Below are 11619 nucleotides of genomic sequence, written 5' to 3'. Positions count from 1 at the left end.
ACCTGTCACCCCGACCCGTGAGCCGCAAGCGCTAGGCCGTCGGGGAGCCCGCGCTCCCGTTGCGCACGTAGGCGCCGGGGAGCAGGTCGGTGACGAGCACGCTGCGCGGGCCGTCCGCGGTCAGGACGAGCACGCGGCAGGCCGGGTGGTAGTCGACGAGGACCTGGCGGTCGCGACCACACGGCGCCAGGATGCCCCGGCCGCCGTCGCCCACCGCGACGATGGTCACGATCTCGCGCGCCCCGTTGGCTCGCGCGGCCCCCAGCGCCACCAGCTCGGCGCAGGGCCCGCCGGTGAAGTGGTAGACGTTGACGCCCGCGAACATCCGCCCGTCGCCAGCCCGCACCGCGGCGCCGACGGTGTGGATGCCGTCGTCCTCGGGTGGCGCCGCATCCGTGTTCGCGTCGATCGTGCGGGTGGCCAGGGCCACGAGGTCGAGGTCGTCGGCGTCGAGCTCGCGTGCGCTGGCGAAGGTCATGACACGCATTGTGTCCCGACGAGCGAGGGCGGTGGCGGACCCGAGGGGTCGCCACCGCCGTCGCGGCCGAGCTCAGCTGTCGTAGGCGTTCCCGCCGAGCCTCAGGTTCTGCCCCACACCAGGTCCAGCCTCGGTCGTGCAGGCAGCCGTCACCGGGTCGCACACCTCGACCTCCGTGCCCGACACCCGGTAGGGCCTGCCGTCGGACGTCCAGCCCCAGGCGTACGGATCGCCCGCGAGGGTCACGCGCTGCTGCGTGGCGACGTCGTAGATGTCGACGCCGTCGGCGTTGATCCCGTCCCGGGTGAAGCGCAGGTACTTCCCGTCGGGGGAGAGGGTGCCGAAGCCGTACTCACCCTCCTCCAGTGGGACGACGAGGGCGCTGGCGCCCGTGGCTGCATCGACGACCGACACGACCAGCTCGGGGCGGCCGTCGACGAGCTTCTCGCCGGAGTCGACCGCGAAGCCGCCGCTGACCTGCGGCATCCCACCGCCGAGTCCGTCCGCGGGCTGCTTCTCACCCGTGCGCCAGTTGACGGCGTAGGCCTCCTCCTCGAACCCGGCGTAGACGACGTCGCCGTCGAGGGCGAGCGGTGGCACCGGCCAGTAGCTCATCGGCAGGTCGGGCAGCGGGACCGAGCCCACCTCGTCACCGGTGGTGGCATCGCGGACCACGACCCGGAAGCCGTCGCCCGACTTCTCGGCCAGTGCGTAGACCGGCTCGTCGGGATCCGTGGCCGGACCGACCCCCTCCGGGATCGTGCCGAGGTCGGTCGTGGTGCCGTCGGCGGCGACCAGGGTCAGGCTCTCGGGACCCGAGCCGTCGGAGGCACCGTCGTTGGGATTGCTGCGGGTCAGCACGCCGACCGACGTGTAGTGCAGCGAGTGCAGGGTGTCCGGGATGGTGGCGCTCACGCCGTCGACGACGACGGTCGAGCCGGCGCCGTACGCCACGACGTCGCGTGCCGACTCCGTCGAAGCGATCGAGTCGGTGGCCTTGTCGTCCCCGGGACCATCGGAGCCGCCGAGCGCCAGCGCGGTGCCGGTGCCGATGACGGCCACGACCGCTGCGGCGGCGAGGAACACCGTCGCGCGGCGGCGGGTGCGGGCTTGTCGACCCCGGCCGAGGATGGTCGCGTGGTCGACCGACGGCACGTCGAGCGCGGCCGCCTCGTCGCGGAGCAGGGCGGTGAGTCGTTCAGTCATGGTGGGCTCCCAGGGTCTCGGGAATCACGGCATCGCCGAGCAGCACGCGCAGCTTGGCGAAGGCCTCGTAGGTCTGGCTCTTGACCGTCCCGGTCGAGCAGCCGAGGGCGTCGGCGGTCTCGACGACGGAGAGGTCCTCGTAGTAGCGGAGGACCACGACCGCGCGTTGTCGCGGCGGCAGCTGGCCCAGGGCGTCGATGACCGCGGGCCGGGTGCTGGGGTCCACGGCGTACGCCGATTCGGGCATCGACGAGGTCGGCAGCTCGTTGCGCCAGCCCTTCTTGCGGAACCACGACGAGGCCGTGTTGACCAGGGTTCGGCGGGCGTAGGCCGGAGCGGCGGCGCGGTCGTCGATGCGCGACCAGGCGGCGTACGTCTTGGCCAGGGCGGTCTGCGCCAGGTCCTCGGCCAGGCCGCGATCGCCGAGCAGCAGGTAGGCCGTGCGGTAGAGCCCCGGCCAGCTGGCCTGCACGAACTCGGTGAAGTCACCGTCGTGTCGCGCGCCAGAGGGTGGTCGAGCCATCAGTCCTCCTCGAATGGATTGTCACCCCAACAGACGCCGCGTGCGGCACATCGGTTGGCCGCACCTAGGATTCAGCCCATGCCCGAGATCACCAGAGACGAGGTCGCGCACCTCGCGAACCTCGCCCGCATCGACCTCGACGACGCAGAGCTCGATCACCTCGCCCCCCAGCTGAGCGTGATCCTCGAATCCGTCGCCTCCATCAACGGCGTGGCCGGTGACGACGTCCCGCCGACGTCGCACGCGCTGCCGCTGACCAACGTCTTCCGCGACGACGTCGTGACGCCCGGCCTGACCGCCGAGCAGGCGCTCGCCATGGCGCCCGCTGTCGACCAGCAGCGGTTCTCCGTCCCGCGGATCCTGGGGGACGAGCAGTGAGCAACGCGATCACGATCCGAAACACCGCCGCCGAGATGGCGCAGGCGCTCGCCGACGGCACCACCACCAGCGTCGAGCTCACCGAGCTCCACCTCGACCGCATCGCCGCGGTCGACGGCGCTGTCCACGCCTTCTTGCACATCGACCGCGAGGGCGCGCTCGACCAGGCTGCCGCCTCCGACGCCCGCCGCGCGGCCGGTGAGACGCTGAGCCCGCTCGACGGCGTGCCGATCGCGGTCAAGGACGTGCTCGCCACCGAGGGCCTGCCCACGACGTGCGGGTCGAAGATCCTCGAGGGCTGGATCCCGCCGTACGACGCGACCGTCGTGGCGAAGCTCAAGGCCGCCGGTCTCCCGATCCTTGGCAAGACCAACATGGACGAGTTCGCCATGGGCTCCTCCACCGAGCACTCGGCCTACGGCCCCACCCGCAACCCGTGGGACCTCGACCGGATCCCCGGCGGCTCCGGCGGTGGCTCGGCCGCGGCCGTGGCTGCCTTCGAGGCGCCGCTCGCCATCGGCACCGACACCGGCGGCTCGATCCGCCAGCCCGGCGCGGTCACCGGCACGGTCGGCGTGAAGCCGACGTACGGCGGAGTGTCCCGCTACGGTCTCGTTGCCCTCGCCAACAGCCTCGACCAGGCGGGCCCGGTCGCCCGGACCGTCCTCGACTCGGCGCTGCTGCACGACATCATCGGCGGGCACGACCCGCGCGACTCGACCTCCATCGACCAGGCGTGGCCCTCGTTCACCGACGCGGCCACGACCGGTGCGACCGGTGACATGACCGGCGTCAAGATCGGCGTCATCACCGAGCTGGCCGGGGACGGCTGGCAGGACGGCGTGATGGCCCGCTTCCAGGAGTCGATCGACCTGCTGGTCAAGGCCGGCGCCGAGGTCGTCAAGGTCTCCTGCCCGAGCTTCGTGCACGCGATGGCGGCCTACTACCTCATCCTGCCGGCGGAGGCGTCCTCCAACCTCGCCAAGTTCGACGCCATGCGCTACGGCCTGCGCGTCGTGCCCGACGGCGACCCGAGCGCCGAGGACGTCATGCGCGCCAGCCGCGACGCCGGCTTCGGCGACGAGGTGAAGCGCCGCATCATCCTCGGCACCTACGCCCTGTCCAGCGGCTACTACGACGCCTACTACGGCCAGGCCCAGAAGGTGCGCACGCTGATCAGTCGCGACTTCGAGGCGGCCTTCGAGCAGGTCGACGTGCTGGTCTCGCCGACCGCTCCGACCACGGCCTTCAAGCTGGGGGAGAAGCTCGACGACCCGATCGCGATGTACCTCAACGACCTCGCGACGATCCCCGCCAACCTGGCCGGCGTCCCCGGCATCTCGGTCCCGAGCGGCCTCGCCGACGAGGACGGGCTGCCTGCCGGCTTCCAGATCCTCGCCCCCGCGCTCGAGGACGAGCGCCTCTACCGCGTCGGTGCCGCGCTCGAGACCCTGCTCGCGCAGGAGTGGGGCGCTCCGCTGCTCGACAAGGCTCCCGCCCTTCCCGAGATCGCCGAGGAGACCCGATGACCGACACCTTGCTCACCTTCGAGGAGTCGCTGGCGAAGTTCGACCCGGCGATGGGCCTCGAGGTCCACGTCGAGCTGAACACCAACTCGAAGATGTTCTGCGGCTGCCCGACCGAGTTCGGCGCCGAGCCCAACACCCAGGTCTGCCCGACCTGCCTGGGCCTGCCGGGCGCCATGCCGGTCGTCAACCGGATCGCCGTCGAGTCGGCCATGCGCATCGGCCTCGCGCTCAACTGCGAGATCGCCGGGTGGTGCCGCTTCGCCCGGAAGAACTACTTCTACCCGGACATGCCGAAGAACTTCCAGACCTCGCAGTACGACGAGCCCATCGCCTTCGACGGCTACATGGACGTCAACGTGCCGACCGAGGACGGCGGCATCGAGGTCGTGCGGGTCGAGATCGAGCGCGCCCACATGGAGGAGGACACCGGCAAGTCGCTGCACGTCGGTGGCGCCACCGGCCGCATCCACGGCGCCGACTACTCGCTGGTCGACTACAACCGCGCCGGCATCCCCCTGATCGAGATCGTCACCCGCCCGATCATGGGCACCCGCGCCAACGCGCCGGCCGTGGCGAAGGCCTACGTCGCCCAGCTCCGTGAGCTGATCGTCGCCCTCGGTGTCTCCGACGCCCGGATGGACCAGGGCTCGATCCGCGCCGACGTCAACCTCTCGCTGGCCCCGGCCGGCAGCGGCGGCCTCGGCACCCGCACCGAGACCAAGAACGTCAACTCGCTCCGTTCGGTCGAGCGCGCCGTGCGCTACGAGATGCAGCGGCACGCCGCGATCCTCGACTCCGGGGGCTCGATCCTCCAGGAGACCCGCCACTGGCACGAGGACACCGGCGTCACCACCAGCGGCCGCGAGAAGTCCGACGCCGAGGACTACCGCTACTTCCCCGAGCCCGACCTCGTCCCGGTCGCGCCGAGCCGCGAGTGGGTCGAGGAGCTCCGCGGCACGCTGCCGGAGAACCCGACCGTCAAGCGCCAGCGCCTGCAGGGCGAGTGGGGCTTCTCCGACCTCGAGATGCGCGACACCATCGGAGCCGGCGCGTTCGGCCTCGTGGAGGAGACCATCGCCGCCGGTGCGACCCCGCAGGTCGCGCGCAAGTGGTGGCTCTCCGAGCTCGCCCGTCGCGCCAACGACACCGGCACCGACATCGCCGGGCTCGGCGTCTCGCCGGCCGACGTCGTCGCCGTACAGAAGCTGATCGATGCCGGTTCGCTCAACGACAAGCTGGCGCGCCAGGTCTTCGAGGGCTTGTACGCCGCCGAGGGCACGCCCGAGGAGATCGTGGCCCAGCGCGGGCTGGCGATCGTTTCGGACGACGGCGCCCTGGGCGCTGCGATCGACAACGCGATCGCCGCCAACCCGGACGTCGCGGACAAGATCCGCGACGGCAAGGTCGCCGCCGCCGGCGCGCTCATCGGAGCGGTGATGAAGGAGATGCGCGGCCAGGCCGATGCCGGTCGGGTGCGCGAGCTCATCTTGGAGAAGCTGACCTGACGGCGTCTTGTACGCTGCGCTCGACAACACCATCAACCGCCCGCAGCGGGGAAGCCGGTCCAAGCCCGGCGCTGACCCGCAACCGTAGGCGTTCCGATCCAGGTCGGAGCGCGAGCCGGACCGCCCGTTGCGAGCGCATGAACCCACGCTGCGAGGAACCAGCGGGTCGCCGCCGTCAGGCGCTTCCCGCACAGCGGGAAGGAAATCATGTCTCACTCCCTGCGCACCGCTGGCGCACTGCTGGCCGCATCCACCCTGGCGGTGACCGTCATGGGGCAGCCCACCATGGCGGCCCCCGCACCTGCCCCTGCCAAGACCGACGACGGCGCCATCACCCTGGCCGGCACGTGGCTCAAGCGTGAGCTCACGAGCGGCCTCATGGTCTCTGACGGGTTCACCGACTACGGCCTGAGCATCGACACCGGTCTCGCCCTCGACCAGGCCGGCGACAAGTCCGGTGTCACCACGGTCAACACCGCACTGCAGCCCAAGATCAACGAGTACATCGCGGGCGACGCCTTCGGCGACGCCGGCAGCACCTACGCCGGAGCCACCGCCAAGGCGGCCACGTTCGCGCGCGTCGCCGGCGCCAACACCACGTCGTACGGCGGGGTCAACCTGGTCACCCGGCTCGAGGAGCGCGTCAGTGCGACCGCCCCGATCACCGGTCGCATCGAGGACAAGTCGTCCTTCGGTGACTTCGCCAACGTGATCGGCCAGGGCTACGCCGCCCGGGCACTGATCGAGGCCAAGTCCAAGCGGGCCGCCGACGCCACCGCGTTCCTGCTGGCCCAGCAGTGCGCCTCCGGATTCTTCCGCGAGTCCTTCACCAAGGACAAGGCCGCCCCTGCCCAGGGCTGCATCGAGGGCCAGGCGGACTCCGCGGCAAGCCTCGACTCCACGGCACTGGCCGTCGTCAACCTCCTGGAGTCGGGCAGTCGCGACAAGACCGTCGTCGCTGCCGTCGCGAAGGCGGGCACCTGGCTGGCCGCCCAGCAGAAGGCGAACGGCGCGTTCGGCGGCGGTGACCTGGGTGTCAACACCAACAGCACCGGCCTGGCCGGCTGGGCGCTCGGCCTCCTCAAGAACCGCGAGGCGGCCACCAAGGCGGCCGTGTGGGTCCGCAAGCAGCAGCCGATCGAGAAGAACAAGTGCCGCAGCGCGCTGACCAAGGACACCGGAGCCATCGCCTACCAGCCCAAGGACGTCCGCGATGCCCGCAACGACGGCATCACCGACAAGACCGCCTACCAGTGGCGCCGTGCCACCGCCCAGGCGATGGCCGTGCTCCAGTGGGCACCCGCCGCCGTGGACGCGCTGAGCGTCTCGAGCCGTCGCACGAGTGGCGAGGCCGGCGACAAGGTGCGCTTCAAGGTCAGCGGCCTGGCCCCGGGCGAGCGTGCCTGCCTGGCTGTCAAGGGTGACTTCAAGCGGATCGTGGGCAAGGCCAGTGCCGGCCCGGTTGCTCGCAAGCTCGAGCTGCCCACCGGCAACCGCAGCCGCATCGTGAAGGTCAAGACGGCTGACACCGCCGCCAAGACCACCATCCAGGTGCGCAACTGAGTTGACCCGAGGTCTTCTGTCCCGCATCGCCGCCGCGACCACCGTTCCGCTCGTGGTCGCGGCGGCGTGCGTGCTCAGCCAGGCCCCGGCCTCGTCGGCGGCCTGCTCCACCACCTCCGGGGTGAGCGTGGTCGTCGATCCCGGGGCACTCGGCGGCAGCATCGCCACGGTCTGCGACCCCGGCTCCGGCGAGGTCGCTGCCACCCGTTTCGAGCAGAGCGGGTTCGCCCTCACCGAGGTGCAGCGATTCCCCGGGTTCGTGTGCCGGGTCAACGGTGCCCCCGCGAGCGACCCGTGCGTGAACACCCCGCCACCCGATGCCTACTGGAGCCTGTGGTGGACCGACGGCACCAGTGGCGCGTGGAACTACTCCAGCGAGGCGGTCACGTCCCTCGACGTCCCTGACGGCGGTGCCGTCGCCCTCGCCTGGCAGCAGGGCGCGGCGCGCCGCACGCCGGCAGTCGCCGCACCGGTGCAGGCGGCGCCCAGCCCCAGCGAGAAGCCAACTCCGTCGCCCACGAAGAAGCCGACTCCGCAGCCGGCACGCACCCCCACGACGACTCCGACGCCATCGGCCACGTCATCGGCCCCGACGACCCCGACGGCCACGCCCACGGAGTCCGCCCCGAGCGCGTCCGCGACCGCCGATCCGAGCGGCCCTGCGACGACCGATCGGACACCGTCCAGCCCCTCCGCGCCGTCCTCGACCACCGCGACGAACTCCCCGAGCGACACGTCCGCACCGGCGCCGTCAACCACGACGCCCACTGATTCCCCGACGACCGAGCCGCGCGCTGCGGAGGAGGAGTCGGGCCGCGTCCCGACCTGGCTCACGCTCGCGATCCTCGCGATGCTGCTGGTGGCGATCGGCATGTCGGCCTACGCTGCGCGTCGGCGTACGCGCAGCTGATGACGCCCCGCGCCCAGCCCCGGCTGTCGCGCGACCTGCACCCGGTCGCGTGGTGGATCTGGGCCGTCGGGCTGGCGGCGGCGGCGACGCTGACGACCAACCCGCTGCTGCTCGTGCTGCTGGTCACGACCGCCGCGATGGTGGTGATGGCGCGCCGTTCCGACCACCCGTGGGCGCGGTCGTTCCGGCTCTACCTCCTGCTCGGGCTGATGATCGTGATCATCCGGGTCGCGTTCCGGATCCTCTTCGGCGGCGCGAGCCACGGCCGGGTGCTGGTCGACCTGCCTGCGATCCCGCTGCCCGACTGGGTCGCGGGTGTGCGACTGCTCGGGCCGATCACGCAGGAGGCGCTCCTCGCCGGTCTCTACGACGGACTGCGTCTCGCCGCCATCGTGATCTGCATCGGCGCGGCCAACTCGCTGGCCAACCCGAAGCGGCTGCTCAAGTCGGTCCCGCCGGCGCTCTACGAGATCGGCACCGCGCTCGTCGTGGCCGTGACCGTGTTCCCGCAGCTGGCCGACAGCGCCCGCCGCGTCCGCGCGGCCCAGGCGCTGCGCGGTGACGCCAGCAGTCGCGTCGGTCGGCTCCGCCGCTTCCTGGTGCCGGTGCTCGAGGACGCCCTCGAACGCTCCCTGTCGTTGGCCGCCGGCATGGACGCGCGGGGCTACGGTCGCGCTGGTACGGCGACGCGCGGCCAGCGATGGACCACGGGTGTCCTCCTGCTCGGCGCGCTCTGCGGGCTGTGCGTCGGCACGTTCGCCTTCCTCGACCGCACCGCACCCCGGTGGCTGGGAGTGCCGTTCCTGGTCGGCGGGGTCGTGGTCGCGGTGATCGGGCTCGTCAGCGCCGGCCGTCGGGTCGAGCGCACGCGCTACCGCCCCGACCGATGGCGGCTCGCCGAGCTCGTCGTGGCCGGGTCCGGGCTCGCCGTCGGCGTCGTCATCTGGCAGCTCGGCCGCGCCGAGCCGCTGGTGGTCTACCCGTCCGTGTCGGCCATGCCCTACCTCAGCGTGCTCGCCCTCGGCGGTGCGCTCCTCGGGCTCGTCCCCGCGCTCGCGGCGCCGCCGCCGCGTCAGCCCATCTCGACACCTCTGGAGGTCGGCGGATGATCGAGCTCCGCGACATCCACTTCGCGTACGGCGCTGGGCAGTCCGAAGAGCAGCGCCCGATCCTGCGCGGCATCGACCTCACCCTCGAGGAGGGCGAGCTGGTGCTGGTCTCCGGTCGCACCGGCGTCGGCAAGTCGACGCTGCTCGGCGTCCTGACCGGCCTGGTGCCGCGGTTCAGCGGAGGAACGCTGTCCGGCGACGTACTCATCGACGGCGTCAGCGTCATCGACCAGCCGCCGCGCGAGCGGGCCCACGTCGTCGGCTACGTCGGCCAGGACCCGGTCGCGGGCTTCGTCACCGACACGGTCGAGGAGGAGCTCGCCTACGGCATGGAGCAGCTCGGCCTGCCGGGCGACACCATGCGCCGCCGCGTCGAGGAGACGCTCGACCTTCTGGGGATCGCCGACCTGCGCAACCGCGACCTACGCACGCTCTCGGGCGGCCAGCAGCAGCGCGTCGCGATCGGCGCGGTGCTCACCACCCACCCGCGCGTGCTCGTGCTCGACGAGCCGACCTCGGCGCTCGACCCGACCGCGGCCGAGGACGTGCTGGCGACGCTGACCCGACTTGTGCACGATCTGGGCCTGACCGTCCTGCTCGCCGAGCACCGGCTGGAGCGGGTCGTCCCCTTCGCCGACCGCATCTGCCTGCTGACCGGCGACGGGGGAGTGCTCGTCGACACCCCCGCGGTGGTGCTCGCCACCTCGCCCGTGGTGCCGCCGATCATCGAGCTCGGGCGGGCAGCGGGCTGGTCGCCGCTGCCGCTGAGCGTCCGCGACGCCCGCCGTGCAGCCAGGTCGCTCGCCCTCCCGGCGCCCGTCGTCGAGGAGCCGCCTGCCGGGTCGACCGTGCTGTCGGCCCGTGGGCTGACCGTCGCCCACGGCCGCAACGTCGTCCTCGACGGGGTCGACCTCGACCTCCGCAGCGGTCACGTCACGGCGCTGATGGGGCGCAACGGCGCCGGCAAGTCGACGCTGATCTGGGCGTTGCAGGGCACCCAGTCCCGACGCTCCGGCAGCGTCTCCGTCGCCGGCCGGGACCCCGGCCGCCTCGATGCCGCGGGCCGGCGCGCCCTCGTCGGGCTCGTGCCGCAGACGGCCGCCGACCTGCTCTATCTCGAGACCGTCGCCGAGGAGTGCGCCGCCGCCGACACCGGGGCCGGGGGCACCGCGGGCACCTGCCGGGGCCTGCTCGACCACCTCGTGCCGGGGATCGACGCCACCATGCATCCGCGCGACCTCTCCGAGGGCCAGCGGCTGGCGCTGGCGCTGGCGATCGTGCTGACCGCGCGACCGCGCGTGCTCCTCCTCGACGAGCCCACCCGCGGGCTCGACTACACCGCCAAGGCCGGGCTCGCGCGGATCGTCGCCGAGCTGGCCGACGACGAGCACGCTGTGCTGATCGCCACCCATGACGTCGAGTTCGTCGCGACCGTCGCCGACGACGTGGTGGTCCTCGCCGACGGCGAGGTCGTTTCGTCCGGACCGGCGCGCGAGGTCGTCGCCGCGTCGCCGTCCTACGCCCCGCAGGTCACCAAGATCCTCGGGCCGCCGTGGCTGCGGGTCGACGAGGTCGTCGCCGCCCTGGAGTCGTCGTGAGCGGTCTCGACGGAGCTCGACCCACGGTTCGGGCCGCGCTCCCGATCCGGCCGCGCTCCGCGGCGGTGCTGGGGATCGCTTCGCTCGCCGGGCTGATGATGCTCGGCTGGCCGCTGCTCCTCGACGTCCCCGAGACAGCGCGCATCGACCCGCCCTTCATCTTCCTGGCCCTCCTGCCGCTGGTGATCGTGGTCGTGCTCGCGGAGTTCAGCGAGGGCGGGATGGACGCGCGGGTGCTGGCCGTCCTCGGGGTGCTCTCCGCGATCAACGCCGTGCTGCGCGGGCTGGGCGCCGGGGTCGCGGGGATCGAGCTCGTGTTCTTCCTGCTGATCCTCGCCGGGCGGGTGTTCGGCCCGGCCTTCGGCTTCGTGCTCGGCTGCACATCGCTGTTCGCGTCCGCGCTGATGACCGGCGGCGTCGGGCCGTGGCTGCCGTTCCAGATGCTCGTCTCCGCCTGGATCGGGATGGGCGCGGGCTTCCTGCCGCGCCGCCTCTCAGGTCGTGTGGAGGTCGCCGCGCTCGTGGTCTACGGGATCGTGGCGTCCTACCTGTTCGGCATCTTGATGAACCTGTCGAGCTGGCCGTTCACGCTCGGCATCGTGGTCCAGGGCCACGAGGGATCGTTGTCGTACGTCGCCGGCGCCCCGCTGCTCGAGAACCTGCACCGCTTCGGGGTCTACACGCTGTTGACCTCGACCGGCAGCTGGGACACCGGCCGGGCGATCACCACCTCGGTCGCGCTGGTCGTGCTCGGGCCGGCGATCCTCACCACGTTGCGCCGGGCATCGAAGCGCAGCGTGATCAACCGGGTTTCGTGACG

General features: G+C 72.1%; 11 protein-coding genes. 8 read left to right on the top strand and 3 right to left on the bottom strand.

From position 1 onward, the window contains the following. Positions 1-31 precede the first annotated feature (31 nt). The 3 genes from CF8_RS14265 to CF8_RS14255 all read right to left on the bottom strand — a co-directional run bounded on the left by CF8_RS14265 (position 32) and on the right by CF8_RS14255 (position 2207). Complete coding sequence (locus CF8_RS14265) at positions 32-478, bottom strand: cytidine deaminase family protein (protein ID WP_010833812.1); 447 nt, start codon at positions 476-478, stop codon at positions 32-34. 72 nt (positions 479-550) lie between these two features. Then, on the bottom strand, positions 551-1684 hold the full coding sequence (locus CF8_RS14260; protein ID WP_010833811.1) for a hypothetical protein: 1134 nt from the start codon (positions 1682-1684) through the stop codon (positions 551-553). Beyond that, complete coding sequence (locus tag CF8_RS14255) at positions 1677-2207, bottom strand: SigE family RNA polymerase sigma factor (protein WP_010833810.1); 531 nt, start codon at positions 2205-2207, stop codon at positions 1677-1679. Before CF8_RS14255 ends, CF8_RS14260 begins: the two co-directional genes overlap by 8 nt. Before the next feature lie 78 nt (positions 2208-2285). Here CF8_RS14255 and gatC point away from each other — a divergent pair, with 78 nt between their 5' ends. The 8 genes from gatC to CF8_RS14215 all read left to right on the top strand — a co-directional run bounded on the left by gatC (position 2286) and on the right by CF8_RS14215 (position 11617). Further along, positions 2286-2585 (top strand): Asp-tRNA(Asn)/Glu-tRNA(Gln) amidotransferase subunit GatC, encoded by a 300-nt coding sequence (gene gatC, locus CF8_RS14250; protein ID WP_010833809.1) that lies wholly within the window; start codon positions 2286-2288, stop codon positions 2583-2585. Then, positions 2582-4114, top strand: a complete 1533-nt coding sequence (gatA, locus tag CF8_RS14245; RefSeq protein WP_010833808.1) for an Asp-tRNA(Asn)/Glu-tRNA(Gln) amidotransferase subunit GatA — start codon at positions 2582-2584, stop codon at positions 4112-4114. The genes gatC and gatA overlap by 4 nt, the downstream gene beginning before the upstream one ends. After that, positions 4111-5619: an Asp-tRNA(Asn)/Glu-tRNA(Gln) amidotransferase subunit GatB gene (gene gatB / locus CF8_RS14240; protein ID WP_010833807.1), complete on the top strand. Its 1509-nt coding sequence runs from the start codon at positions 4111-4113 to the stop codon at positions 5617-5619. The genes gatA and gatB overlap by 4 nt, the downstream gene beginning before the upstream one ends. A 207-nt stretch (positions 5620-5826) precedes the next feature. After that, the gene (locus CF8_RS14235; RefSeq protein WP_010833806.1) at positions 5827-7182 is read left to right on the top strand and encodes a hypothetical protein; all 1356 of its coding nucleotides are present in this window, start codon (positions 5827-5829) and stop codon (positions 7180-7182) included. A 1-nt stretch (position 7183) separates the two neighbouring features. Then, the gene (locus CF8_RS14230) at positions 7184-8092 is read left to right on the top strand and encodes a hypothetical protein (protein WP_010833805.1); all 909 of its coding nucleotides are present in this window, start codon (positions 7184-7186) and stop codon (positions 8090-8092) included. Then, positions 8092-9201 carry an energy-coupling factor transporter transmembrane component T family protein gene (locus CF8_RS14225; protein ID WP_010833804.1) on the top strand — a complete coding sequence of 370 codons (1110 nt, stop codon included), beginning with the start codon at positions 8092-8094 and terminating at the stop codon, positions 9199-9201. The genes CF8_RS14230 and CF8_RS14225 overlap by 1 nt, the downstream gene beginning before the upstream one ends. Then, positions 9198-10799 (top strand): ABC transporter ATP-binding protein, encoded by a 1602-nt coding sequence (locus CF8_RS14220; protein WP_010833803.1) that lies wholly within the window; start codon positions 9198-9200, stop codon positions 10797-10799. Before CF8_RS14225 ends, CF8_RS14220 begins: the two co-directional genes overlap by 4 nt. After that, positions 10796-11617: an ECF transporter S component gene (locus CF8_RS14215; RefSeq protein ID WP_010833802.1), complete on the top strand. Its 822-nt coding sequence runs from the start codon at positions 10796-10798 to the stop codon at positions 11615-11617. The genes CF8_RS14220 and CF8_RS14215 overlap by 4 nt, the downstream gene beginning before the upstream one ends. Positions 11618-11619 lie beyond the last annotated feature (2 nt).

It is taken from the genome of Nocardioides sp. CF8 (genome assembly GCF_000389985.1).
Classification (GTDB): Bacteria; Actinomycetota; Actinomycetes; order Propionibacteriales; family Nocardioidaceae; genus Nocardioides; species Nocardioides allogilvus.
This window is presented reverse-complemented; position numbering and strand designations above follow the sequence as displayed.